General features: G+C 69.3%; 20 protein-coding genes. 6 read left to right on the top strand and 14 right to left on the bottom strand.

Annotated features, from left to right (window positions below; all coding sequences use genetic code 11):
• Positions 1–47 precede the first annotated feature (47 nt).
• Both ACLJO0_RS39390 and gltB read right to left on the bottom strand, forming a co-directional pair.
• Positions 48–1,556 (bottom strand): glutamate synthase subunit beta, encoded by a 1,509-nt coding sequence (locus tag ACLJO0_RS39390; protein ID WP_410584766.1) that lies wholly within the window; start codon positions 1,554–1,556, stop codon positions 48–50.
• The gene (gene gltB / locus ACLJO0_RS39385; RefSeq protein WP_410584764.1) at positions 1,549–6,117 is read right to left on the bottom strand and encodes a glutamate synthase large subunit; all 4,569 of its coding nucleotides are present in this window, start codon (positions 6,115–6,117) and stop codon (positions 1,549–1,551) included. The genes ACLJO0_RS39390 and gltB overlap by 8 nt, the downstream gene beginning before the upstream one ends.
• 392 nt (positions 6,118–6,509) lie before the next feature.
• Here gltB and ACLJO0_RS39380 point away from each other — a divergent pair, with 392 nt between their 5' ends.
• From ACLJO0_RS39380 to ACLJO0_RS39370, 3 genes are all read left to right on the top strand, one after another.
• Entirely contained in the window at positions 6,510–8,270 is a 1,761-nt protein-coding gene (locus tag ACLJO0_RS39380; protein ID WP_410584762.1) for a hypothetical protein, read from the top strand.
• 68 nt (positions 8,271–8,338) lie between these two features.
• Positions 8,339–9,124, top strand: coding sequence for an SDR family oxidoreductase (locus ACLJO0_RS39375; RefSeq protein WP_410584760.1), 786 nt, complete (start codon positions 8,339–8,341; stop codon positions 9,122–9,124).
• A gap of 11 nt (positions 9,125–9,135) precedes the next feature.
• A complete protein-coding gene (locus ACLJO0_RS39370) occupies positions 9,136–10,200 on the top strand; it encodes a diacylglycerol kinase (protein WP_410584758.1) in 1,065 nt (354 codons plus the stop codon).
• A gap of 166 nt (positions 10,201–10,366) precedes the next feature.
• Here ACLJO0_RS39370 and lgt read toward each other — a convergent pair whose 3' ends face one another.
• From lgt to ACLJO0_RS39355, 3 genes are read right to left on the bottom strand one after another with little or no spacing between them, the layout of a single operon-like run.
• Entirely contained in the window at positions 10,367–11,410 is a 1,044-nt protein-coding gene (gene lgt, locus ACLJO0_RS39365) for a prolipoprotein diacylglyceryl transferase (protein ID WP_410584754.1), read from the bottom strand.
• Between the two features lie 29 nt (positions 11,411–11,439).
• Complete coding sequence (locus ACLJO0_RS39360) at positions 11,440–12,609, bottom strand: M20 metallopeptidase family protein (RefSeq protein WP_410584752.1); 1,170 nt, start codon at positions 12,607–12,609, stop codon at positions 11,440–11,442.
• A complete protein-coding gene (locus tag ACLJO0_RS39355; RefSeq protein WP_410584750.1) occupies positions 12,606–13,748 on the bottom strand; it encodes an amidohydrolase family protein in 1,143 nt (380 codons plus the stop codon). The genes ACLJO0_RS39360 and ACLJO0_RS39355 overlap by 4 nt, the downstream gene beginning before the upstream one ends.
• 96 nt (positions 13,749–13,844) lie before the next feature.
• Here ACLJO0_RS39355 and ACLJO0_RS39350 point away from each other — a divergent pair, with 96 nt between their 5' ends.
• Complete coding sequence (locus ACLJO0_RS39350; protein ID WP_410584748.1) at positions 13,845–15,218, top strand: glutamine synthetase; 1,374 nt, start codon at positions 13,845–13,847, stop codon at positions 15,216–15,218.
• Between the two features lie 44 nt (positions 15,219–15,262).
• Here the strand turns inward: ACLJO0_RS39350 and trpA are convergent, their stop codons facing one another.
• The 5 genes from trpA to ACLJO0_RS39325 all read right to left on the bottom strand — a co-directional run bounded on the left by trpA (position 15,263) and on the right by ACLJO0_RS39325 (position 20,409).
• A complete protein-coding gene (gene trpA, locus ACLJO0_RS39345) occupies positions 15,263–16,054 on the bottom strand; it encodes a tryptophan synthase subunit alpha (protein ID WP_410584746.1) in 792 nt (263 codons plus the stop codon).
• Positions 16,051–17,280, bottom strand: coding sequence for a tryptophan synthase subunit beta (trpB, locus tag ACLJO0_RS39340; RefSeq protein ID WP_125794919.1), 1,230 nt, complete (start codon positions 17,278–17,280; stop codon positions 16,051–16,053). Before trpB ends, trpA begins: the two co-directional genes overlap by 4 nt.
• Entirely contained in the window at positions 17,277–18,086 is an 810-nt protein-coding gene (trpC, locus tag ACLJO0_RS39335; RefSeq protein ID WP_020630310.1) for an indole-3-glycerol phosphate synthase TrpC, read from the bottom strand. The genes trpB and trpC overlap by 4 nt, the downstream gene beginning before the upstream one ends.
• Positions 18,087–18,278: 192 nt before the next feature.
• Positions 18,279–18,854, bottom strand: a complete 576-nt coding sequence (locus ACLJO0_RS39330; protein WP_410584743.1) for a Trp biosynthesis-associated membrane protein — start codon at positions 18,852–18,854, stop codon at positions 18,279–18,281.
• A complete protein-coding gene (locus ACLJO0_RS39325; RefSeq protein ID WP_125789630.1) occupies positions 18,847–20,409 on the bottom strand; it encodes an anthranilate synthase component I in 1,563 nt (520 codons plus the stop codon). The genes ACLJO0_RS39330 and ACLJO0_RS39325 overlap by 8 nt, the downstream gene beginning before the upstream one ends.
• A gap of 95 nt (positions 20,410–20,504) precedes the next feature.
• On the opposite strand from ACLJO0_RS39325, the gene ACLJO0_RS39320 reads away from it, so the two are divergent.
• Positions 20,505–21,110 carry a TetR family transcriptional regulator gene (locus ACLJO0_RS39320; protein ID WP_410584741.1) on the top strand — a complete coding sequence of 202 codons (606 nt, stop codon included), beginning with the start codon at positions 20,505–20,507 and terminating at the stop codon, positions 21,108–21,110.
• A gap of 204 nt (positions 21,111–21,314) precedes the next feature.
• On the opposite strand, the gene ACLJO0_RS39315 is transcribed toward ACLJO0_RS39320, so the two are convergent.
• The 4 genes from ACLJO0_RS39315 to hisF all read right to left on the bottom strand — a co-directional run bounded on the left by ACLJO0_RS39315 (position 21,315) and on the right by hisF (position 23,879).
• A complete protein-coding gene (locus ACLJO0_RS39315; RefSeq protein ID WP_410584739.1) occupies positions 21,315–22,178 on the bottom strand; it encodes a hypothetical protein in 864 nt (287 codons plus the stop codon).
• 195 nt (positions 22,179–22,373) lie between these two features.
• Entirely contained in the window at positions 22,374–22,730 is a 357-nt protein-coding gene (gene hisI, locus ACLJO0_RS39310; RefSeq protein ID WP_410584737.1) for a phosphoribosyl-AMP cyclohydrolase, read from the bottom strand.
• Positions 22,720–23,109 carry a hypothetical protein gene (locus tag ACLJO0_RS39305; protein ID WP_410584735.1) on the bottom strand — a complete coding sequence of 130 codons (390 nt, stop codon included), beginning with the start codon at positions 23,107–23,109 and terminating at the stop codon, positions 22,720–22,722. Before ACLJO0_RS39305 ends, hisI begins: the two co-directional genes overlap by 11 nt.
• Positions 23,106–23,879 (bottom strand): imidazole glycerol phosphate synthase subunit HisF, encoded by a 774-nt coding sequence (hisF, locus tag ACLJO0_RS39300; protein WP_125789636.1) that lies wholly within the window; start codon positions 23,877–23,879, stop codon positions 23,106–23,108. The genes ACLJO0_RS39305 and hisF overlap by 4 nt, the downstream gene beginning before the upstream one ends.
• 39 nt (positions 23,880–23,918) lie before the next feature.
• Between hisF and ACLJO0_RS39295 the strand changes: the two genes are divergently transcribed.
• The gene (locus ACLJO0_RS39295) at positions 23,919–24,545 is read left to right on the top strand and encodes a TetR family transcriptional regulator (RefSeq protein ID WP_410584732.1); all 627 of its coding nucleotides are present in this window, start codon (positions 23,919–23,921) and stop codon (positions 24,543–24,545) included.
• Positions 24,546–24,565 lie beyond the last annotated feature (20 nt).

The following is a 24,565-nucleotide window of genomic DNA, read 5'->3' as shown; positions in this document are numbered from 1 at the left end:
TTCGGCAGGAGGGAACGCGCCGACCACGCTGTCGGCGCGAACCGGGCTCAGACGACGGCGAGCGGCAGCGCCGTCGGGTGCACCGGAGCGGGCAGGTCCGAAGCGCCGGTGAGGTAGGCGTCCACCGCGCTCGCCACCGAACGTCCCTCGGCGATCGCCCACACCACCAGCGAGGCACCGCGGTGCGCGTCGCCGCAGACGAACACGCCGGGCGAGGAGGTCTGCCAGTCCGCGCCGCACGAGAGCGTGCCCCGTTTGGTCAACGACAGCCCGAGCCCGTCGAGCAGCGGCATGTGCTCGACACCCTCGAACCCGATCGCGAGCAGCACGAGGTCGGCGGGCAGTTCTTCGACCTCGTCGTTGACCGGGGTCACCATGCGCTTGCCGGTCTCGGGGTCCTTGACCACGCGGACCTGCCGGATCTCGACCGCGCGCACGTTGCCGTCGTCGTCTCCGATGAACCGGGTGACCGCGACGGCGAACTTGCGCTCGCCCGCCTCTTCGTGCGCGGGGTAGGTGCGCAGGATGTACGGCCAGGTCGGCCACGGCGACCGCTCGTCGTCCCTTGTGGACGGTGGCGTCGGGTACTGATCAAGCTGTGTCACCGAAAGCGCGTCCTGACGGGTCGCGGTGCCGTACGAGTCGGCCCCGGTGTCACCGCCGCCGATGATGACCACGTGCTTGCCCGCCGCGTCCACCGCCGACGGGCCGTCGCCCTCGACGTACTTGTTGGCCGGGACCAGATGTTCCATCGCCAGATGGATCCCGGACAGCTCGCGACCGGGTGTGGTCGTGTCGTCGCGGCCGCGCAGCGCGCCAACGGCGAGCACCACCGCGTCGTAGCCCGCGCGGAGTTCCTCGACGGTCAGATCGACGCCGACCTCGCAGCCGGTGACGAACTTCGTGCCTTCCTTGCGGAGTTGCGCGAGCCGCCGGTCGAGGACCTTCTTCTCCATCTTGAACTCGGGGATGCCGTACCGCAGCAGGCCGCCGAGCCGGTCGTCCCGTTCGTAGACGGTCACTTCGTGGCCGGCGCGGGTCAGCTGCTGCGCGGCGGCGAGCCCGGCCGGGCCGGAGCCGACGACCGCGACCCGCTGCCCCGACGAGACCTCCGAGATCTGCGGCTGCACGTAGCCCGCTTCCCAGGACTGGTCGGCGATCGTCTGCTCGACGCGTTTGATCGCCACCGGCCCGCCGGACAGCGGCGAGACCGACAGGACACAGCCCGCCTCGCACGGCGCGGGGCACAGCTTCCCGGTGAACTCGGGGAAGTTGTTGGTCGCGTGGAGCCGGTCGCTCGCCGCGGCCCAGTCGCCGCGGCGCACCAGGTCGTTCCACTCCGGGATCAGGTTGCCCAGCGGGCAGCCGGAACCACTGGAATGACAGAACGGGATGCCGCAGTCCATGCACCGCGTCGCCTGTTCGCGCACCTGTTCGTTGCGCTCGGCGGGTTCCACGTCGGCGTACACCTCGCCCCAGGTGGCGAGACGGTCCTCTTTGGACTTCTTCTTCGGCTCTTCGCGTTCGTACTTGAGGAAACCCGTCGGATCAGCCACGAGCGGCCTCCATGATCGCTTCGTCGACGTCGCGGCCCGCGGCACGCGCCGCCTTCGCCGCGTCAAGGACACGCTGGTAGTCGCGGGGCATCACCTTGGTGAACGCCGCCGAGCGACGCGGCCAGTCGCCGAGCAGCGACGCGGCCACGGCCGAACGTGTGAGGTCGTAGTGCTTCTGCACGGTCTTCTTGAGCCAGACGAGGTCTTCCGACGACGGGGGCAGCAGGTTGACCATTTCCTCGTTGACCTTGCCCCGGTCGAGGTCGAGCACGTAGGCCTCGCCGCCGGACATCCCCGCCGCGAGGTTGCGCCCGGTCGGGCCGAGCACCACGGCCTGCCCGCCGGTCATGTACTCGAAGGCGTGGTCGCCGACGCCCTCGGCGACGACCACGGCACCGGAGTTGCGCACGCAGAACCGTTCGCCGACCTGGCCGCGCAGGAACATCTCGCCGCCGGTGGCGCCGTAAGCGAGCGTGTTCCCGGCGATGGTCTGGCCTTCGGCGGCGAACTTCGCGTCCGGATGCGGGCGCACGATGATCCGCCCGCCGGAAAGCCCCTTGCCGACGTAGTCGTTCGCGTCGCCGACCATGTCGAGCGTGATGCCGCGCGGCAGGAACGCCCCGAGCGACTGTCCGGCGGAACCGGTCAGCATCACGTGGATCGTGTCCTCCGGCAGGCCCTCACCGCCGTAGCGGCGGGTGATCTCGGAGCCGAGCAGTGTGCCGACGGTCCGGTTCACGTTCCGCACCGGCAGTTCGAGCCGCACCGGATGCGCGTCCTCCAGCGCCGCCTCGGCGAGCTGGATCAGCGTCCGGTCGAGCGCGTGCTCCAGGCCGTGGTCCTGCGTCCGCGTGCGCCGCTTCGCCCCGCCGTAAGGAGTCTCGGTCGGCATCTCGAAGATCGGCGAGAGGTCGAGGCCGGAGGCCTTCCAGTGCTCGATCGCGTCGTCGGCGTTCAGCATCTCGGCGTGCCCGATCGCCTCGTCGAGAGTGCGGAAACCCAGTGCCGCCAACGTTTCACGGACCTCTTCGGCGACGAACCGGAAGTAGTTGACGACGTGGTCGGCCTGGCCGGTGTACCGCTTGCGCAGTTCCGGGCTCTGGGTCGCGACGCCGACCGGGCAGGTGTCGAGGTGGCAGACGCGCATCATGACGCAGCCTTCGACGATCAGCGGCGCCGTCGCGAAGCCGTACTCCTCCGCGCCGAGCAGCGCGGCGATGACGACGTCCTTGCCGGTCTTCATCGCGCCGTCGACCTGCACGGTGATCCGGTCACGCAAACCGTTGAGCAGCAACGTCTGCTGCGTCTCGGCGAGCCCGATCTCCCACGGTGTCCCCGCGTGTTTGAGCGAGTTCATCGGGGAGGCGCCGGTGCCGCCGTCGTGGCCGGAGATCAGCACGACGTCGGCGTGCGCCTTCGACACGCCCGCCGCGACCGTGCCGACGCCGAGCGAGGACACCAGCTTCACGTGGATGCGGGCGTTCTCGTTGGCGTTCTTGAGATCGTGGATCAGCTGGGCGAGATCCTCGATCGAGTAGATGTCGTGGTGCGGCGGCGGCGAGATCAGCCCGACACCGGGCGTCGAGTGCCGCGTGCGCGCGATCCACGGGTAGACCTTGTTCGGCGGCAACTGCCCGCCCTCGCCCGGCTTCGCGCCCTGCGCCATCTTGATCTGGATGTCGTCGGCGTTGACAAGGTACTCGCTCGTGACGCCGAACCGGCCGCTCGCGACCTGCTTGATCGCACTGCGCCGCGTCGGATCGTAGAGCCGCTCGGGGTCTTCCCCGCCCTCGCCGGTGTTGGAGCGGCCGCCGATGCGGTTCATCGCGATGGCGAGCGTTTCGTGTGCCTCGGCCGAAATCGAGCCGTAGGACATCGCGCCGGTGTTGAAGCGTTTGAAGATCGTCTCGACGGGCTCGACCTCGTCCAGCGGGACGGGTTCGCGGGTGCCCTCGCGGAACGAGAACAGCCCGCGCAGCGCGCCACCCTCGCGGTAGAGACGGTGCACCTCGTCCGAGTACTTCTTGTACACCTCTTCCCGGCCGGTCTTCGTCGCGTGCTGCAACAGGAAGACGGTCTCGGGGGTGAACAGGTGCAGTTCGCCCTCGCGGCGGTACGCGTACTCGCCGCCGGTCTCGAGTCCTCGGTGGACCCTGTCGGTCGGGTTGTCCGGGTACGCGCGGCGATGACGGACGGCGACCTCTTCGGCGAGCACACTCAGGCCGACACCGCCGAGCTTCGACGACGTCCCGGTGAAGTACTCGTCGAGGAGATCCTGGGCGAGGCCGAAGGATTCGAAGACCTGCGCCGCGGTGTACGCGCCGACGGTCGAGATGCCCATCTTGGACATGATCTTCAGGACGCCCTTCACGAGCGCCTTGACGTAGTTGCGGATCGCGGTGGCCGGCTCGATCCCGGTGATGCCGCCGGTCGAGATCATGTCCTCGATGGTCTCGAAGGCCAGGTACGGGTTCACCGCGGCGGCGCCGTATCCGAGCAGCAGCGCGATGTGGTGGACCTCGCGGGCGTCGCCGGTCTCGACGACCAGCGCGACACGAAGCCTTTCCTTGGTGCGCACCAGATGGTGGTGGACCGCGGAGACCAGCAGCAGCGACGGGATCGGCGCCATGCGATGGTCGGAGTCGCGGTCGGACAGCACGAGCGTGCGCGCGCCCGCCGCGATCGCTTCGGAGGCCTCACGCCGGACCCGCTCGATCGCGGACGCCAGCGCGTCGGCACCACCGTCCACTTCGTACAGTCCGGAAAGGACACTGCACGCGAAGCCAGGGAGGTCGCCGTCGTCGTTGATGTGGATCAGCTTGGCGAGTTCGTCGTTGTCGATCACCGGATACGGCAGCTGCACGTGACGGCAGGAGGCCGGACCGGGGGCGAGCAGGTTCCGCTCGGGGCCCATGATCCGGCTCATCGAGGTGACGAGCTCTTCGCGGATCGCGTCCAGCGGCGGGTTGGTGACCTGCGCGAAGTTCTGCTTGAAGTAGTCGTAGAGCAGCCGCGAACGCTGCGACAGCACGGCGGGCGGGGTGTCGGACCCCATCGAACCGATCGGCTCGGCCGCCTTGACCACCATCGGCGCGAGCAGGATCTTCAGCTCTTCTTCGGTGTAGCCGAAGGAAAGCTGGCGCCGCAGCACGGAATCGTGGCTCTGCACGATGTGGTCACGGTCGGGCAGGTCGGCGATCTGCAGCAGACCGGCGTGCAGCCAGCCCTCGTACGGGAGTTGCTTCGCCAGCTCCGACTTGACCTCTTCGTCATCGACGATCCGGCCCGCCTCGGTGTCCACCAGGAACATGCGGCCGGGCTTGAGACGCCCCTTGGCCACGACGTCCTCGGGGGCCACGTCGAGCACCCCGGCCTCACTGGCCAGGACGACACGGTCGTCGGCGGTGCGCCACCAGCGGGCGGGACGCAGGCCGTTGCGGTCCAGCACCGCGCCGACGAGCGTGCCGTCGGTGAAGGTGACGCAGGCCGGGCCGTCCCACGGCTCCATGAGGCTCGCGTGGAACCGGTAGAACGCACGACGCTGTGCGTCCATCCCGGTGTGGTTCTCCCACGCCTCGGGGATCATCATCAGCACCGCGTGCGGCAGCGACCGCCCGCCGAGGTGCAGCAGCTCCAGCACCTCGTCGAACGAGGCGGAGTCCGACGCGTCGGCCGAGCAGATCGGGTACAGCCTGGTCAGGTCGCCGGGGATGAGGTCCGATTCGAGCAGCGCCTCACGGGCGCGCATGCGGTTGCGGTTGCCCCGGATGGTGTTGATCTCGCCGTTGTGCGCGACGAACCGGAACGGATGTGCCAGCGGCCACGACGGGAAGGTGTTGGTGGAGAACCGGGAGTGCACGAGCGCGATCGCACTGGTGAGCCGGGTGTCGGTCAGGTCGGCGAAGAAGAGCGGGAGCTGCTCGGGGGTCAGCATTCCCTTGTAGACGATGGTCCGCGAGGACAACGACGGGAAGTAGGTGCCGCAGCCCGCGGTCACGCTCTCGTTCTCGACACGCTTGCGGAGACAGAAGGCGAGGCGGTCCAGTTCGAGGCCGCCGGGGCGTCGGCCGCCGGTCTCGTGTGCGGCGACGAACAGCATCGCGAAATGCGGCATCACCGAACGCGCCGTCGGGCCGATGTCGGCGCGATCGGCGTCCACCGGGACCTCACGCCAGCCGAGGACGTCGAGGCCCTCTTCGGTGGCGATCCGCTCGATCAGGGCGACGGCCTTGTTCCGCTCCTCGCCGTCCGAGGGCAGGAAACCGATCCCGGTCGCGTAGGTCTGGTGACCGTCGGCGTCCGCCTCGGGCAGGGTGAAGTCCACTTCGGCGCGCAGCAGCTCGTCGGGGAGCTGCACCAGGATGCCCGCGCCGTCGCCACTGGTCGGCTCCGCGCCGGCGGCACCACGGTGGTCGAGGTTCGTCAGCGCGGACAGGCCGTCGGTGACGATGCCGTGCGAGCGCCGCCCGCGGACGTCGGCCACCATGGCCACACCGCAGGAGTCCTGTTCGGATTCGGGATCGTAAAGGCCCTGTTTGCCTGGAATGGCGGAGAAGATCATGAAGGGACCTCCTTCGTCGTCTGTGCTCAGCGGCGCGGACGGGGCCGGCCGGGGGAATGCGCACGGGACGACGATGGCCCGTTCGTTAGCGCGACTTTAACACCTGTGAAACACGTCGGCATCAGTTCGGCGGACGCGAAAGCCCGCCGATGGGTAACGATATGGACGCCCGGAACGACACAGTTCCTGATGAGGTCACAGTAGTTCGTTCCGCTAAGTATATGTCTTGTTCCGGGAAGTCACGAGACGCGGTGACGCGACCCTAGTCACTCCGGGCGCCTGGCGCGAGCCGAAGGCCTTTACGCCGTTCAGCCCAATCGCGATCTTCACGTTAACTTTACGGCCCCCTTGATCGACAAGCCGGTGAAACCGCCACCTCACCAGGGGGATCGATGATCAAATTCGCCCGAAGATCCGTTGTGCTCACAGTCGCCGCAGTGGCGTTCTCCGCACTGCTCGCGACCTCGCCGGCTTCGGCCACCTCCGGAACCGCCGAGTCGTCGCCCGGCGTCCACACGGACCTGCGGTCGCCGACGAAGTCCTTCACCGCCGGCGACGAGGACGTCCCGGTGGGCGCGTGGACTGATCGCGGATTCCACACGTCGAAGGCGTACTTCACCTTCGATCTGCACCCGTATCGAGGTGCCACGATCGGGCACGCTCAGGCCTACGCGACCGAGACCGCCGCCAACGACTGCACCAAGCCACGCGCGACCGAAATGTGGGTCACCGACCCGGCGACGGCGCCGACCTGGCTGCGTCAGCCGAAGGAGCGAACCAAGCTCCCCGGCCCGGGCGCTCAGGACGGCTGCCTGTGGAACCGCGTGGAATGGAACGCGACCCAGGCGATCTCGACCGCGCTCGCGGCGGGCGAGGACTCCGTGACCCTCACGCTGCGGATGCCGAACGACCGCCAGTTCGATCCGGCCTACGGCAGGCGCGTCGAGAACCGCCTGCACCTCTACATCGACTACAACCGGCCGCCGACCGCACCGACCGAACTGCACGTCGGCCTCAAGCCGTGCGGCGCGGATCCGGTGTACACAGCGGACAATCCCATCGAGATCTTCGGCCGGGTCGACGACCACGACCGGTCCGCGGTCTCCGCCAAGGTGACGGTCTGGGCGGCCGACGACCCCGCGAAGCGGCTGGAACTGGGCCCCGACTACTTCTCCTCCGCACCGCGCTACGTGCGCTACTGGCTGCCGTCCGATTTCACCACTCACGGCCGCGAGTACCGCTGGACCATGCAGGGTGTCGAGGAAGGCGGGGCAGGACTGACCGGACCGGTCAGCGCTCCGTGCTCCTTCGTCATCGACCGGGTTCCACCGGCCACCGAACCGCTGGTGACGTCGACGGACTACCCGAACGACCGCGAACGGCACGGCGCCGTGGGGATACCGGGCACGTTCACGGTCGACGCCAAGGGCGATCAGGACATCGTCGGCTTCAGCACCAGCGGCGGTTACGTGCCTTTGGATCGTCCCGGCGGTGTGGCGACCGTCCGGTACACGCCGACGCGGGAGTTCGAGACGTTCGGCGCCTGGGGCAAGGACAAGGCGGGGAACAGCGGTCCGGGTGCGACCTACGGTTTCGTGGCCACACCGTCTAAGCCGGGCGTCACCTTCAAGAAGGACGACGTCGCCGTGGGCAAGCCGTTGCGGCTCGACTTCGCTCCCGGCGCGATGCCCGGCGTCGTCGAATACGTCTACACCTTGGGCACCGGCGCCGAAGTCGTGGTCCCCGCCGGCCCGGACGGCGCGGCGACGACCACGATCACCCCGGCACGGCCGTCGACCTATCTGACCGTGTCGAGCCGGACCAAGGAAGGCTGGCGGTCCGAACAGTGGCGCGGCACGATGGAGCAGAGCAGCGTCCCGGCGGTCACCAGTTCCACTTACCCGGCGGATCAGCCGGGTGGCGGGATCGGCGTGCCCGGCGAGTTCGTCTTCTCCTCGGCCCGGCCGGACGTCACCGACTTCTACTACACGATCGACGACGGGGAACCCGCTTTCGTCGCGGCGGAGAACGGAACCGCGACGATCACGTTCACCCCGGCCAGTGCCGGACAGCACCGGATCGAGGTCCGGGTGATCCTCACCAACGGCAACCTCGGTGATCCGCGGTACTACTCGTTCATCGTGAACGGCTAGCCCGGCGCCGGTCCCGCTTCCCGCCGAAGCGGGACCGGTCGCCACTAGAACGTGTTACAGTTCGGCGCATGATCCTGGACCGTTTCCGGCTCACCGACCAGGTCGCCGTGGTCACCGGCGCCGGACGCGGGATCGGCGCGGCGACGGCCGTGGCGCTCGCCGAAGCCGGCGCCGACGTGGTGATCTCGTCCCGCACCGAAGCCCAGCTCGAGGACGTCGCGGCCCTGGTCGCCGCCACCGGCAGACGCGCCCACGTGGTGCCCGCCGATCTGAGCGACCCGGCCGCCGCGGGGGAACTGGCGCGGATCGCGACGGCGGAGTTCGGACGGCTCGACCTGGTGGTCAACAACGTCGGCGGCACCTATCCCCGGCCACTGCTGGAAACCACCGCGGACTTCCTCGAAGAAGCCTTTCGCTTCAACGTCTCCACCGCGCACGCGCTGACCGTCGCGGCGGCACCGTCCTTACTGGAGTCGGGCGGATCGGTCGTCAACATCTCGTCGGTCATGGGCCGCGTGACCGGCCGGGGCTTCGCCGCGTACGGGACGGCGAAGGCCGCGCTGGCGCACTACACCCGCCTCGCGGCGGCCGACCTCGCGCCGAAGGTGCGGGTGAACGCGATCTCGGTCGGCTCGGTGGCGACCTCCGCACTCGAAGTCGTGGTGGGCAACGACGAACTCCGCGGCCGGATGGAGGCCGCCACTCCCCTGCGCCGGATCGGCGAGGCCGAGGACATCGCGGCCACCGTCGTGTTCCTGGCGTCGCGGGCAGGCCGGTACGTCACCGGCAAGATCATCGAAGTCGACGGTGGATTGCAGGCCCCGAACCTCGAACTGGGCTTGCCCGACCTGTAGGAGGCGACGCCGTGCGCGTGGTCCAGTGGAGTACCGGGAACGTCGGCCGCCACACGCTGGCCGGGATCGACGCCCGCCCCGACCTCGAACTCGCCGGGGTTTGGGTCTCGAGCGAGGCCAAAGCGGGCGTGGACGCCGGGGAGCTGGCCGGACTCGGCCGCCCGCTCGGCGTCTCCGCGACGACCGACGCGGACGCGCTCATCGCGCAGAAGCCGGACTGTGTCGTCTACACGGCGATGGCGGACGACCGGCTAGTAGAGGCCGTCGAGGACCTGAAGCGGTTTCTGCGCGCGGGGATCAACGTGGTGTCCAGCAGCCCGGTGTTCCTCCAGTATCCCGAAGGCGTCGTCCCGCCGGAGATGATCGAGCCGATCCGGGAGGCCGCCCGCGAAGGCGGCGCTTCGCTGTGGGTCAACGGTGTCGACCCCGGTTTCGCCAACGACTGGCTGCCGCTCGTGCTCACCGGCGTGTGCGAACGGATCGACGAGGTGCGCTGTCTGGAAATCCTCGACTACTCCACGTACGACAACGGCAAGGTTTTGTTCGACATCATGGGCTTCGGCCGTGAGATGGACGACCTGCCGCTGTTGTTGCAGCCCGGTGTGCTGTCGCTGGCCTGGGGCAGTGTCGTGCGGCAGCTCGCGGCGGGACTCGACGTCGAACTCGACTCCGTCGAGGAGGTCTACGAACGGCTTCCGGCCCCGGAGACGTTCGAGATCGCTTCGGGGACGATCAAAGAGGGGACGGCGGCCGCGCTGCGGTTCGAAGTGCGCGGCATGCGCGGCGGGCGGGCGGTGTGCGTGCTGGAGCACGTCACGCGTCTGCGCGGCGACCTCGGGCCGGACTGGCCGCAGCCGACCGGGCAGGGCTGCTACCGCGTCCAGGTGACCGGGGAGCCGAACTACGTGCTGGACCTGCGCCTGGTCGGCACCGACGGCGACCACAACACGGCCGGGCTGAAGGCGACCGCGATGCGGCTGGTGAACGCGATCCCGGCGGTGGTGGCGGCTCCGCCGGGGCTGCTGACGGCGCTGGACCTGCCCTTGGTGACGGGACGGGGCCTGGTCTCCCCCTGAGGCGCTGGTCCGTGAAGGCCTCCTTGCCTACCTTGAGGGTAGGGAAGGAGGCCCTCACGGACTTGAGAGGGCTCCGGATGCCATGAAAGAGCCTTTCCTTGCAAATTTTGCAAGGAAAGGCTCTTTCATGGCGCTTGAGACAGGCCTGGGAAGCGAGAGCGGAGCGCTACTTCTCCGCGTCGGGCTTCGGATCCTCGGTCGCCTTGTCGGCGGCGGAGTCCCGGACGGTGTCCGGAGCCGCGGCCACGTCGGCGTGCTCTTCGGAAGGCTCCGAAGAAGGCTCCGCAGAAGCCGAAGCGTCGTCCTCCCGCGGCACGTCCTTGCTCCACAGCGTTTCCGGCGCCTCCCTCGGCCCCCGCTTGGCGGCCAGGATGAAGTACGCGACCGCCGCGACGAACAGCAGGATCGAGGTCCACACGTTCACCCGCAGGCCGAGGATGTGGTTCGCGGTGTCGGTCCGCATCATCTCGATCCAGAACCGGCCCGCGGTGTACCCGGCGACGTACAGCGCGAACACGCGGCCGTGGCCGAGGCGGAACTTCTTGTCCGCCCAGATGATCAGCAGCGCGACGCCGAGGTTCCAGATCAGTTCGTAGAGGAACGTCGGGTGCACCGGGCTGTCCGGCAGCGGGACGTGCCCGATCGCGATGCCGTTCAGGAAGTCGTCCGGGTTGGTCGGGTTGTAGCGCTGGTAGATCTCCAGTCCCCACGGCAGAGTCGTGTGCGCGCCGTAGAGTTCCTGGTTGAAGTAGTTGCCGAGCCGTCCGATCGCCTGTGCGATCACGATCCCGGGCGCGAGCGCGTCGGCCATCGCGGGCAGCGGGATGCCCCGTCGGCGGCAGGCGATCAGCGCGCCGACGGCGCCGAGCGCGATGGCGCCCCAGATGCCGAGGCCGCCGTCCCAGATCTTCAGCGCGTTGATCGGGTTCTTGCCCTCGCCGAAGTACAGCTGGTTGTCGGTGATGACGTGGTACAACCGCCCGCCGACCAGGCCGAACGGCACCGCGAAGACGGCGACGTCGATGACGGTGCCCTTCGTGCCGCCGCGGTTCACCCAGCGCCGTTCGCCCAGCCAGATCGCCACGATGATGCCGGCGATGATGCAGAGCGCGTAGGCACGGATCGGGACCGGCCCGATATGCCAGACGCCCTGGTCGGGACTGGGGATGGTCGCGAGGAACGCTGCCGAGGCGGTATTCACGTCGGCCACCGTAGCGCTTCGCCGGCTTCTTGGGGGCGTCAGCCCTCGACGGCGGCCAAATAGCCCGCGATCAGCGCGGACGCGACGTGCCCGATGGCGGCATCGGGCGGCAGGAACACTTCGTCGTGAAGGCTCGGCGCGCCCGCGGTGTCGCCGAGGCCGACGAACATCATCAGCCCGCGCGTCGCCCCGCAGTAGTGCGCGAAGTCGTCGGCGCCGAACGACCGGAAATCGGTGTCGACGCCCGCCCCGGCCCGGACGAGCCGCCGGTGCGCGCGCTGGGTGAGCCCGGCGTCGTTGTGCAGCACGGGTTCGCACGGGCTGATCTCGAGCTCCGCCCGGCAGCCGTGCGCCTTCGCGGTGCCGTGGACGACTTCGGCGAGACCCTCCAGCGCGAGGTCGCGGTCGTCGGCGCGCATCAGCCGCAGTGAACCCGACAGGCGGGCCTCGTTCGGCACGACGTTCGCGGTCGTTCCCGCTTCGATCCGGCCGACCGAGCAGACCGCGCCGAACACCGGGTCGACCCGGCGGCTCGCGAGCTGCTGCAGGCTCACCACGATCTGGCTGAGCGCGAGGATCGGGTCCCGCAGGAGGTGCGGGTAGCCGGCGTGCCCACCCTGGCCGCGGACGACGACCTCGAACTCGTCGGTCGAGGCGTTGACCGGTCCCGGCACCGCCGACACCACGCCCGCCGCGAGCCGGGGCTGGACGTGCGCGCCGATGACCGCCTCGACGCCGTATTCGGTGAGTACGCCGGATTCGACGATGTCCAGCGCACCGGACGGCGACGTCTCCTCACGCGGCTGCAAGAGGGCGAGCAGCGGCCGCGGTACCCCGACGACGGCCGCCGCGCGGCAGGTGGCGACGAGCGCGGCCATGTGCACGTCGTGCCCGCACGCGTGCATCAGCGGCGTCTCCGAAGCCCACGGGACCCCGGTGCGCTCGGAGACCGGCAGCGCGTCCAGCTCGGTGCGCAGGGCCACGGCCGGACCCGGCCCGGTGCCCGGGAACAGCACCGCTCGCCCGGTCTTGGCGACACGAACCCCTTCGTCGGCGCCGAGCGCCTCGACGACGACCCGCGCGGTGTCCTCTTCGTCCCCCGACGCGCGGGGATCGGCATGCACCCGGTGCCGCAGTTCGATCGCGGAGGGCAGCTCCGCCTCGACGGCGGCCTCCCAGCGGTCCTGTAGTTCGTCCAGTTCCGTCATGTCCCCTCCAGCCCGTAAACCCGTTCGGCGTTGCGGTGCCCCACCAGCGCCGCTATCCGATGCGCGTCCACTTCGGACAGTACGTCCGCGGTGAGCCCCGCGTACAGGAAATCCGACAGTCCTTGCCGGAACAGCGCGGTGCCGAGGTGGTACAGCTCGGCCAGCCCGAACGCGTCCGTGGAGAACAGCAGCTTCCCGAACGGCACGATCTCCATTGTCTCCGCGATGATCGCGGGCGCACGATGACCGGCGTTGTGCGTCGCGAGTCCCACGTCGATGAACACGTGCTCGAACACCTGCGCCAGATACGCGGCGTTCCGGTGGAAGGGATAGTTGTGCAGCAGCATGATCGGCACACCGCGTGACCGAGTGGCCCGCAGCAGCCCGGTGAGCAGCAGCGGATCGCAGCGGTGCAGGTCGACGTCGGAGTCGCCGAAACCCACGTGGAACTGGATCGGCAGGGCCAGGTCGACGCCGGTCCAGATCAGGAACCGGTGCAGCACCTCGTCCGCGAGCCGGACCGGTTCGCCCGCCTCGATCCGCGCGAGCCAGCGGCCCGCCGCTTCGGTGACTTCCGCGTCCGTCGGCCGCTCCCCCACCAGGTCGAGGCCGACCCGGTAGGCGGCAATGGACTTGAACCCGACGGCCGTCGTGGCGCGTTTCGCCAGTTCCCCGGCGAAGGCCGACGCGAATCCGGCCGCGGTGGTGGATCCGATCACCGCTTCGGCGACCTGTTCGAGCCGGACGATGTCCCGCGCGCGGGCGCCGGACAGGGCCCCGAACTGCTCGGTCGTGGTCAGCGTGTCCGGCAGGAAGCCGCCGTCGAGCAGGAATTCGGTCGTACCGGTGGCGCGCAGGAAACGCGCGTTGACCTCGGCGGCACCCAGTTCGGCGCGGCGGGCCAGATAGACCTCGGCCGGGACGTGCGGCGGCAGGTCGAGCACGGGCGCGCATCGGGCCCGGACCGCGAGCCCGATCAGCGAGTCGAACAACGTCGTGCCCAGCGACGAGACGGTGTCGGCCTCGGTGAGCAGTTGTTCGAACTCGATCCGGCCGAGATCGCCGGTGACGACGCCGTGGCAGTGGTGGTCCACCAGCCTCGTCCGGGCGACGAACGGCAGGATCGGGGTTCCCGGCATGAGCGCGTCCCTTCTCGTGGTCGACGAGTGCGGCCCCACCCTATGACCGGATCCGGGCGTGGCAAGGGGCTCGGAATGGGGCCAGGATGAGGAACCATGGTGAACCGGGAAGCACTGACCGCCCGCGCGACCGCCCTCACCGCGGAGCTCCGGTCGCGGGGTGTCGAACTCGTGGCGCTGACCTTCGTGGACAACGCCGGGATCGCGCGGGTCAAGGCGATCCCGCTGCGGAAGCTGCCGTCGGCGGCCGCGTGGGGTATCGGCGCTTCGAAATCCTTCGACTTCTTCGGCTCGGACGACGTCATCACCGGCGGCGAGCATTCCCTCGGCCCGGTCGGTGACCTGCGGCTGCATCCGGACCTCGACGCGCTGACCGTGCTCGCCGGGCAGCCCGGCTGGGCATGGGCGCCGGTGACGAAACTCGACCAGGATGGCGAGCCGCATCCGCAGGATCCGCGTGCCCTGCTGGCGACGGCGGTGGACCGGCTGGCCGCGCGCGGGCATCGGGCGAGGATGAGTTTCGAGATCGAATGGGTGATCACCAGTGCCGACGCACCGGACGATCCGACATCGGCCACCGCGGGCCCGGCGTACGGCTACGCGAGGCTTTCCGAGCACGCGGACTATCTCCGCGCTCTGGTGTCCACTTTGGACCAACAGGGCGCCGGGGTGGAACAGATCCACCCCGAATACGCCGACGGCCAGTTCGAACTGTCCGTCGCCGCGGCCGATCCGGTGCGTGCGGCCGACATCGCCGTCCTGACGAAGGAAACGATCCGCGCGCTCAGCCACCGGCACGGGCTGAAGGCGTCCTTCACCCCGAAGTTCGCGCCCGCCGGCGTCGGCAACGGCGGCCACGTGCATCTGAGCGTCTTGGACGGCGCACGGAACCTTTTCTCCGGCGGGGAAAGGGTTTTCGGGCTGACGCCGGTCGCGGAGTCGTTCAGCGCGGGCATCCTGCGGCGGCTGCCCGCGCTGCTCGCGATCGGGGCGCCGTCGGTCGTCAGCTATCTGAGGCTGGAACCGCACCACTGGGCGGGCGTGTACACCGCGTGGGGACTGGAGAACCGGGAGACGCCGCTGCGGCTGGTGCGCGGGGTCGCCGGGAACCGGGACTCGGCGGCGAACCTCGAGATCAAATGCTTCGACCTGACCGCGAATCCGTATCTGCTGGCGGCCGCCCTGCTGTTCGCCGGGCTGGCGGGCGTCGACGAGGAGGCGGCACTGCCGGAGCCGGTGGACGTCGATCCGGGAACGCTGACCGAGGCCGAACGCGCCGCGCGCGGGATCGAGCGGCTGCCTCAGCGGTTGGAGGAAGCCGTCATGGCCTTCGAGGCGGACAAGGAGCTGGCGACCGCCTTCGGCGCGCCGCTCGCGACGACGATCGTGGACGTGCGGCGGGCGGAGATCGAACGGTTCGCGCTCGCGACCCCGGAGGAGATCACCGAGGCGCAGCGGTGGCGGCACTGAACCGGGGAGCTCCGGTGAGCGGCCGGTCCAGTTGGTCGTGAGGATCAAGCGGGGGCGACGGTCTTCCGTACACCCGCGGCCAGTTCGGCCGAAAGCTCGCGAACCGCGTCCAGGCCGCTCGCGGCGGCGGTCACCAGCGCCGAGCCGACGATGACACCGTCGGCGAAACCGGCGACCTGCGCCGCCTGCTCGCCGGAACGGACGCCGAGTCCGACACCGATCGGCAGGTCCGTATGCGCGCGGGTCCGCGCGACCAGGTCCTCGGCGTGCACGCCGACCTGGTCACGGGCGCCTGTCACACCCATCACCGCGGTGGCGTACACGAAGCCCGAAGAGGCCTCGACGGTCTTCGCGATCCGCTCCTCCGAAGAGGACGGCGCGACCAGGAAGATGCGGTCCAGACCATGCTGCTCGGAGGCGGCCATCCACTCGTCGGCCTCGTCCGGGATCAGGTCCGGGGTGATCATGCCGAGCCCGCCCGCGGCGGCGAGATCCCGCGCGAAGCGGTCGACGCCGTAGCGGTGCACCGGGTTCCAGTACGTCATCACGACGGCCTTGCCGCCGCGCGACGACACCGACTCGACGACCTCGAACAGGTGCTTGAGCTTGAAGCCGCCGGAGAGCGCGCTCACCGACGCGGCCTGGATGGTCGGGCCGTCCATGACCGGGTCCGAGTAGGGCACGCCCACCTCGACCAGGTCGGCGCCGCCGTCGACCACCGCGGCCAGCAGATCCTTCGACCCGTCGACCGTCGGGAAGCCTGCCGGAAGGTACCCGATCAGCGCTCCACGCCCCTCCGCGCGCGTCGCCGCGAAGAGCTCCTTCAACCCGCTCATGCGTTCTCCACCAGGCCGAAGTACTTCGCGGCCGTGTCCATGTCCTTGTCGCCACGACCGGACAGGTTCACGATGATCAAGCCCTCGGGGCCGAGTTCGCGGCCGAGCACCAGCGCGCCCGCCAGCGCGTGCGCCGACTCGATCGCCGGGATGATGCCTTCGGTGCGCGAAAGCAGCTTGAACGCGTCCATCGCCTCGGCGTCGGTCACCGGCCGGTACTCGGCGCGGCCGCTGTCCTTGAGCCACGAGTGCTCCGGGCCGACGCCCGGGTAGTCGAGGCCCGCGGAGATCGAGTGCGACTCGACGGTCTGGCCGTCCTCGTCCTGCAGCAGGTACGTCATCGCGCCGTGCAGGTTGCCGGGGGTGCCCTTGGTCAGCGTGGCACCGTGGCGGTTGCCCTCGATGCCCTCGCCGCCCGGCTCGAGACCGACGAGCCGGACTTCCGGGTCGTCGATGAAGCCGTGGAAGATGCCGATCGCGTTGGATCCGCCGCCGACGCAGGCCGCGACGGCGTCCGGCAGGCGTCCGGCCTGCTCCAGGATCTGGACGCGGGCCTCCTCGCCGATGATCTTGTGGAAGTTCCGCACCATCATCGGGAACGGGTACGGGCCCGCCGCCGTGCCGAACAGGTAATGCGTGGTGTCGGCGTTGGTGACCCAGTCGCGCAGCGCCTCGTTGATCGCGTCCTTGAGCGTGCGCGAACCGGTCTTCACCGGGATGACCTCGGCGCCGAGCAGCTTCATGCGGGCGACGTTCAGCGCCTGCCGCTCGGTGTCGACCTCGCCCATGTAGACGATGCATTCCAGGTCCAGCAGCGCGCAGGCGGTGGCGGTGGCCACGCCGTGCTGACCGGCCCCGGTCTCGGCGATGACCCGCTTCTTGCCCATCCGCTTGGTGAGCAACGCCTGGCCCAGCACGTTGTTGATCTTGTGCGAACCGGTGTGGTTCAGATCCTCGCGCTTGAGGAAGATCCGGGCGCCGCCGGCGTGCTCACCGAAGCGCTTGGCCTCGGTGAGCAGCGACGGACGACCGGCGTAGTCACGCAGAAGCCGCCGGAACTCGTTGACGAAGTCCGGGTCGTTCCGCGCCTTGTCGTACTCGGCCGCGACCTCGTCGACGACGCCGATGAGAGCCTCGGGCATGAACCGGCCGCCGTACGGGCCGTAGTAGCCCCGGTCGTCCGGATCGTGCTTGCCGTGGGGTTCTTCGTGGTACTCAGTGGTCATCGAGAAGGCCTCGGACAGGCAGGGTGCGATCCGGCGGTGACGAGCTTGACCAGCGCGCCCTTCGGGTCGCCCGAAGCGACGAGCCCTTCGCCCACGAGGACGGCGTCGGCGCCGTGACCCGCGTAGGACATCAGGTCACCGGGACCGCGGACACCCGACTCGGCGATCTTGAAGACGTCCATCGGCAGGCCGGGGGCCAGCCGCGAGAAGACGTCACGATCGACCTCGAGGGTGTGCAGGTTGCGGGCGTTGACGCCGATCACCTTCGCGCCGGCTTCGAGGGCCTTGTCGGCCTCTTCGGCGTTGTGGATCTCGACCAGCGCGGTCATCCCGAGGGATTCGACCCGGTCCAGCAACGCGATCAGGGCGTTCTGCTCCAGCGCCGCCACGATCAGCAGGACCATGTCCGCGCCGTGCAGCCGCGCCTCGTGGACCTGGTACGGGCTGACGATGAAGTCCTTGCGCAGCACCGGGATGTCCACCGCCGCGCGGACCGCGTCGAGGTCGGCGAGCGAACCGCCGAACCGCCGCTGCTCGGTCAGCACGCTGATCACCCGGGCGCCGCCGTCGGCGTAGTCCTTCGCCAGCGCGGCCGGATCCGGGATCTCGGCCAGATCACCCTTGGACGGGCTGCGCCGCTTCACCTCGGCGATGACGCCGATACCGGACTCGCGCAGGGCCGCGAGCACGTCTCGAGGGGGCGCGACCTGGGTCGCGCGCTTCTTCAGTTCGTCGAACGGCAGAACCGCCTCGCGCTCGGCGAGATCGGCACGGACGCCGGCGACGATGTCTTCGAGCACGCTCACCGGAGTCCCTCACCGGCTGTCGTACTCACGGATTCCTTCGCAAGGTCGCTCACAAAAACCTTCCCCTTCCCGCCGAAACGATGCTAACCCCCGCACGGATACGGCCTGGTTCCGGGTATGTCCGTTGCTCCGAATGCCAACCGTGTCATCTTTCGCGGCGTAGATCTCGAAAACGCGCGTTTTCCGCGGCCATCACCGGCTCGCGGTGGGATCTTCGCCTTCGGACAGGGCCTCCCACAGTTCGGTCTCCGGATCCCTCGCGGCCCGCTTCTTCGCTCCCGGCGCCGAGTACTTCGCGCCGAGACGCGGCATCCGGCCCGCGCCCTTGATGGCTGCCAACCCCCCGGCTGTCACGAGAATTCCCCCGAGGATCGCGAGGCCGCGGGCTCCCAGCATCTGGGTGGCCGGAAGGCCGTCGGCGAACCCGCTCAACGAGCCGCCCGCCACGCCGACCCACACCGCGGCGACCCCGGCCACGGCGAGTACCACGCCGAGCACCCGGCGTGGCCAGCCGCCGGTGGCGATCAGCCCCGCCGTGCCGGCGAGCGCCAGCAACGCGAGCGGAATCAGCGCGACCGCACGTTGTGAACCGGTTTCCGTGTACAGCACCGTGCCGCGCACGCCTCCGTCGCGGAACTCCGCGAACCACACGAGCCGCGAAGAACCCCACAGCGCGATCGCGCCGAGGAGCAGGCCCACCACGGCGATCCACAGTGGACGCTTGGCCTTCTTCGACGGCGGGGCGGCGTCTTCCGGGGCCTCAGACACGAGTGCTGTCACCCGCCGGGTCGAGTTCGTCCGCCGCGATCATCGTCTGCGCCGCCGCCACGGCGGACAGTACGGTGCGGGCCTTGTTGAGCGACTCGTTGTCCTCGTAGTCGGCCACCGAATCGGCGACGACTCCCCCGCCCGCCTGGACGTACGCGGTGCCGTCCTTCATCAGCGCGGTGCGGATCGCGATCGCGGTGTCGGCGTCCCCGGCGAAGTCGAGATATCCGACGACGCCGCCGTAGAGCGCCCTGCGGGTCGGTTCCAGCTCTTCGATCAGCTGCATCGCGCGGACCTTCGGCGCGCCCGAGAGCGTCCCTGCCGGGAAACACGCGGTGACGGCGTCGAAGGCCGTCTTGTCGTCGAGGAGTTCGCCGGTGACCGTGGAGACGATGTGCATGACGTGGCTGTAGCGCTCGACGTCGAAGAAGTCGACGACGCGCACGGTGCCGGGCTTGCAGACCTTGCCGAGGTCGTTACGGCCGAGGTCGACGAGCATCAGGTGCTCGGCGCGTTCCTTCTCGTCCGCGAGCAGGTCCTTGGCCAGCTGCGCGTCCTCTTCCGGATCGGCGCCGCGCCAGCGGGTACCGGCGATCGGATGCGTGGTCGCCCGGCCGTCCCGGACGGTGACCAGCGACTCCGGGCTGGACCCGACGATGTCGAAACCGTCGAGGCGCAGCAGGTACATGTACGGGCTCGGATTGGACGTGCGCAGGACGCGGTAGACGTCGAGCGCGTCGGCCTGGGTCTCGATCTCGAATCGTTGCGACGGCACGATTTGGAACGCTTCGCCCGCCTTGATCGCCTCGACGGCCTTCTCGACGGCCGCGTGGAAGTCCGGCTTGGAGCGGCGGCGCGTGAATTCGGGCGCGGGGCGGTCGAAGACGGCGGCCGTGGCCGGGGCCGCGACATGCAACTGCTTGGTCATCGCGTTCAGGCGCGCGACGGCGTCGTCGTACGCCGCGTCGACACGCTCGGGCGAGTCGTCCCAGTTGACCGCGTTGGCGATCAGCGTGACGGTGCCCTCGTGATGGTCGAAGGCGGCCAGGTCGGTCGCCAGCAGCATGGTGAGTTCGGGGATGTCGAGGTCACGCTCGGCGAGTTCGGGGAGCCGTTCGAGCCAGCGGACGGCGTCGTAGCCGATGTAGCCGACCATGCCGCCGGTGAGCGGCGGCATCCCGGGCAACTGCTCGGTGTGGAGCGCGGCGACGGTCTCCCGCAGCACGGTGAGCGGGTCGCCCTCGGTCGGCAGGCCGACCGGCGGGGTGCCGGTCCACACGGCCTTGCCGTCACGCACGGTCAACGCGGCTGGGCTGTCGACGCCGATGAACGACCATCGGCTCCAGGAGGCGCCGTTCTCCGCCGATTCGAAGAGGAACGTCCCCGGCCGGTCGGCGGCGAGCTTGCGGTAGACCCCGATGGGGGTCTCACCGTCGGCGAGCACGCGGCGGACAACGGGGATGACGCGACGGCCCTCGGCGAGTGCGCGGAACTCGTCGCGCGAAGGGCTGACCGAGCCGAGCCCCGACGGGCTGGCGTTTGCGGCGCTGACCATGCCGCTCATTGTGCTGCAACGGTCGGCGGGTCCGGGACCGGGGGCAAAATTCAAGTATTGTTGAATTTTGCGCCGGGTCCGTTCATGATGACGCCATGGCTGGAGAAGACACTACCGCTCGACGCCGGGGACGGCGGCCCGGCGGACAGGACACCCGCACCGCGCTGATCGAGGCGGCGCGCGTGGTGTTCGGGGAGAGCGGCTTCGACGGCGCGACCGTACGCGCGATCGCGACGCGTGCCGGGGTGGACGCGGCGATGGTCAACCACTGGTTCGGCAGCAAGGAAGGCCTCTTCGGACAAGCCATCCTGGAGCTCCCCTTCGACCCGCGCGAACTCCTCGCCGAACTGACCGACGGCCCCGACGACGAGTTCGGGCAGCGGATCGTGCGGACCTTCCTCACCCGATGGGACGGCGCGGGCGGCGACGTGTTCCAGGCCCTCGTCCGCAGCGTCGCCGGCCACGAACAGGCGGCACAGGTGCTGCGTGGGTTCTTCCAGAACTTCTTCACCAAGGTGATCGGCGACATCGGCTCGGACGACATCGAACTGCGGACGACCCTGTGCGCGTCCCAGCTGGTCGGCATGGGCATGGTCCGGTACGTCGCGAAGTTCGAGCCGATGGCTTCGAGCGAGATCGAGCCGCTGGTGACCGCGATCGCGCCGACGATGCAGCGCTACCTGACCGGGAAGATCGACTGAGGTGGCAGAGAGTGGGAGGTCTCGTGAGTGGCAAGGACGGTTAGTGAGCCGAAAGTCAAAGGTGGCGTGTTGCGAAAGCCACTTTCGCGACGCCTGAGGTCCCGAAAGTGGCTTTCGCGACACCTCCGCCCCACGGCCGCGAGCGAATCCCCGCGACCCGGCACCTTTGCCTTACCCCTTACCCCTTACCACTCACGAGGTGGCTCAGTCCGTGTCCGGCTCGATCTCCTTGGCGGGAACGGTGTGCAGCCGGTCCTTGAAGAACCGTCCGCGCGGGAAGATCACGATCATGTCCGTCTCCTCGCCGCCGATGAAGACGGGAACCTTCTGGAGTCCCTTGAAACGGGGAGCGATCCGCAGCGACCGTCGCGTTTGGAGCAGCTTGTAGTCCTGCGCCAGATAGACGTCGATCTTGGGGAAGAACCAACCGGGCCGTACGGTCGCGGTGGCCTCGCGCAAGCCGGTCTTCAGGGCCGAGCGATACCGGCTCCGCCAGAGCCAGGCGGCGTACACGCAAGTCGGAATGCCCAAAAAGGCGGAGAAGGACAGCGGCGTCAGGAAATCGTCGTCGGGGTTGTCCACGACGTATCCATCGATTGCCAGGAGCCTCGTGGGATCTCCTGGCGCGTAGGCCAGAGACATCTTGTCCCCGGCTTTGAAGCCGCGGGACTTTTCCGCGCCGACCGCGATCGTGCGCGGTTTCGTGCCGGCGGGGTAGGTGAGCGTGACCTTGTGGCGCGTCGGTTTGGAGGACGGCTCGACCTTTTCCACCGTGCCCTCCACTGGGATCCCGGTCTTCGCCAGCTCCACCGCCGCTTTCTGGGAGAGATCGATGACCATGTGGCAGGCGATGAAGAAAGCCAGCCACAGCACCGTGAACGCCAGCGCGCGCACCTTGAAGTGCGACAGCTTCCCGATCAGCGGGGTGGCCACGGCTTCGTGTATCAGCGGGTCATGGCTCTCGGTGACGTCACCATCCGAAATGGACCGAGGCCGCCCGGCCACGTGCGGACGTCTTCTCGGACGCTCGGGCTTTCCCGGCCTTCTCTTCCCTCGCCCCAGTTTCATGCGCCGAGAATAGCCGCGAACAGCGGCATTTCCGGATAACGAGTTCACTGTCGCTCCGGGGCAACCGCGAGCCTCGGCCGAGCGTGCAAGTGAGCAGGCGGCTCAGCCTGGCGGCTCCGACGGTCCGGCCGGGAACAGGATGACCATGGCCTGTTCTTCCCCGCCGACCAGCACAGTGGCGACGACGTTCACGGGCTATTCGCTCTCGTCGGCCAGCAGCAGCCGTTCGTCGGTGTCGAAGCAGGTGTGCGTGCCGGTGTGACAGGCCGGGCCGGTCTGGTCGACGCGCAGGAGGACGGTATCGCCGTCGCAGTCGATCCGCACCTCGCGCACGTGCTGGACGTGGCCGGAGGTCTCGCCCTTGACCCACAATTCCTTGCGGCTGCGCGAATAGTACGTTCCGCGCCGCGTCGTGAGGGTGCGTTCCAGTGCCTCGTCGTCCATCCACGCCATCATCAGCACGTCCGATGTGGAGTGTTCGACGACGACGGCGGCGATCAGCCCGTCGGCGTTGCGCTTCAAGCGGGCGGAGAGGGCGGGGTCAAGCGTCATTCGTGGCTCCGAGAAGGTGCCGTTTCACCGGCATCGAGTTGAGCAGGACCGCCGCGTAGACATACCCGGCGAAGAGGAGCCCGGACACGATCTTCACCCAGAAGAGTTCCGCCGCCAGCATGGAAAGCGCGTGCAGCAACGCGAACAGGAAGCTGACGCCGAAACCGGCGAACCGCGCCGAAGACATCTTCAGCACGAGCCCCGCCACGACGAGCCCGCCGAGGACCAGCGACGTCGCCGGCAGCAGGAACGTCCGCGCGGACGAGTACGGCGCGAACATGAGGATCCCGGCCATCGCGAGGTAGGCGAGGGCGAGCCCGATCAGCAGCGCGCAGACGACCTTGACCTCGGTGGCGGCCTTCCACTTGGACGGCATCACCGGACCACGACTCCCCCGGCACGCAGCGCGCCCTTGACCTCGCCGATCTTCAACTGTCCGAAGTGGAACACGCTGGCCGCGAGCACCGCGTCCGCACCGGCCTCGACGGCGGGCAGGAAGTGCTCGAGCGCGCCGGCGCCGCCGCTGGCGATCACCGGGACACGGACCGCGCGGCGCACCTGGCGCAGGAGTTCGAGGTCGAAACCGTTCTTGGTGCCGTCGGCGTCCATCGAGTTGAGCAGGATCTCGCCGACGCCCAGTTCTTCCCCGCGCGCGGCCCACTCGACGGCGTCGATCCCGGTGCCGCGGCGCCCGCCGTGCGTGGTCACCTCGAATCCGGACGGTGTCGGCTCGGTGCCCTCTGGCACCCGGCGCGCGTCCACCGACAGCACGACGCACTGCGCGCCGAACCGGCGGGACGCCTCGCGCAGGAACTCCGGCCGCGCGATGGCGGCGGTGTTGATGCTCACCTTGTCCGCGCCGGTGCGCAGCAGCCGGTTGACGTCGTCGTTCGTGCGCACACCGCCACCGACGGTGAGCGGGATGAACACCTGTTCCGCGGTCCGGCGGACGACGTCGAAAGTGGTCTCGCGGTCCCCGGAGGACGCCGTGACGTCGAGGAACGTGAGCTCGTCCGCGCCCTCGGCGTCGTACAGACGGGCGAGTTCGACGGGGTCGCCGGCGTCGCGCAGGTCGGCGAAGTTGACGCCCTTCACCACACGGCCCGCGTCGACGTCGAGACACGGGATGACCCTGACTGCGACTGACATGGGGACAAGCGTAGTCAAGCGCCGTTCTAAGCTCGCGGGATGGCACAAGCGGGGCGGCGGCCGGGGCAGACCGAGACGAGGGAGGAGATCCTCGACGCGGCACGGCGCAGGTTCGCCGAACTGGGCTACGACGGGGCGACCGTCCGCGGCATCGCGGCCGACGCCGGGGTGAACGCGGCGCTGCTGCACCACTTCTTCGGCACCAAGCAACGGCTCTTCGCCGCGTCGATGAACCTGCCGGTCGACCCCGGCGAACTGGTCCCCCGGATCCTCGAAGGCCCCGAAGACGAGATCGGTGAGCGTCTCGTCCGCGCGTTCCTCGGCCTCTGGCAGGCGCCGGAGGGCCGCGCGCCGTTCCTGGCGATGATCCGGTCCGCGACCACCAACGAACAGGTCGCGACCATGATGCGGCAGTTCCTGGAACGCGCGGTGCTGGCGCGGGTCGCCGAGGCGCGCGGGGTGCCGAAGGCCCGGGTGGCCGGGATCGCCGCGCAGATGATCGGGTTCGCGCTGCTGCGCTACGTCATCGGGCTCCCGCCGCTGGCCGCCGCCTCGGAGGACGAGGTCGTCGCGATGCTGGCGCCGGTCGCGCAGTACTACCTGACCCCCGGCGCCGAGAAAGTCCGGCCCCCGATGCATCAGCCAGGTGGTCTCGCGCGTCACTAGAGGGAGACCATCGGCTGAGG

The organism is Amycolatopsis sp. lyj-108 (genome assembly GCF_046549005.1).
Taxonomy (GTDB): domain Bacteria; phylum Actinomycetota; class Actinomycetes; order Mycobacteriales; family Pseudonocardiaceae; genus Amycolatopsis.
Note: the sequence above shows the minus strand (reverse complement) of the source record. Positions and strands in the feature narration are given on the sequence as shown.

Excerpts from the sequence above, each read along its gene's own strand:
- gltB (WP_410584764.1), bottom strand. The coding sequence starts at position 6,117 with ATGATCTTCTCCGCCATTCCAGGCAAACAGGGCCTTTACGATCCCGAA.
- ACLJO0_RS39380 (WP_410584762.1), top strand. The coding sequence starts at position 6,510 with ATGATCAAATTCGCCCGAAGATCCGTTGTGCTCACAGTCGCCGCAGTG.
- ACLJO0_RS39375 (WP_410584760.1), top strand. The coding sequence starts at position 8,339 with ATGATCCTGGACCGTTTCCGGCTCACCGACCAGGTCGCCGTGGTCACC.
- ACLJO0_RS39360 (WP_410584752.1), bottom strand. The coding sequence starts at position 12,609 with ATGACGGAACTGGACGAACTACAGGACCGCTGGGAGGCCGCCGTCGAG.
- ACLJO0_RS39355 (WP_410584750.1), bottom strand. The coding sequence starts at position 13,748 with ATGCCGGGAACCCCGATCCTGCCGTTCGTCGCCCGGACGAGGCTGGTG.
- ACLJO0_RS39350 (WP_410584748.1), top strand. The coding sequence starts at position 13,845 with ATGGTGAACCGGGAAGCACTGACCGCCCGCGCGACCGCCCTCACCGCG.
- trpA (WP_410584746.1), bottom strand. The coding sequence starts at position 16,054 with ATGAGCGGGTTGAAGGAGCTCTTCGCGGCGACGCGCGCGGAGGGGCGT.
- trpB (WP_125794919.1), bottom strand. The coding sequence starts at position 17,280 with ATGACCACTGAGTACCACGAAGAACCCCACGGCAAGCACGATCCGGAC.
- ACLJO0_RS39325 (WP_125789630.1), bottom strand. The coding sequence starts at position 20,409 with ATGGTCAGCGCCGCAAACGCCAGCCCGTCGGGGCTCGGCTCGGTCAGC.
- ACLJO0_RS39320 (WP_410584741.1), top strand. The coding sequence starts at position 20,505 with ATGGCTGGAGAAGACACTACCGCTCGACGCCGGGGACGGCGGCCCGGC.
- ACLJO0_RS39315 (WP_410584739.1), bottom strand. The coding sequence starts at position 22,178 with ATGAAACTGGGGCGAGGGAAGAGAAGGCCGGGAAAGCCCGAGCGTCCG.
- hisI (WP_410584737.1), bottom strand. The coding sequence starts at position 22,730 with ATGACGCTTGACCCCGCCCTCTCCGCCCGCTTGAAGCGCAACGCCGAC.
- hisF (WP_125789636.1), bottom strand. The coding sequence starts at position 23,879 with ATGTCAGTCGCAGTCAGGGTCATCCCGTGTCTCGACGTCGACGCGGGC.
- ACLJO0_RS39295 (WP_410584732.1), top strand. The coding sequence starts at position 23,919 with ATGGCACAAGCGGGGCGGCGGCCGGGGCAGACCGAGACGAGGGAGGAG.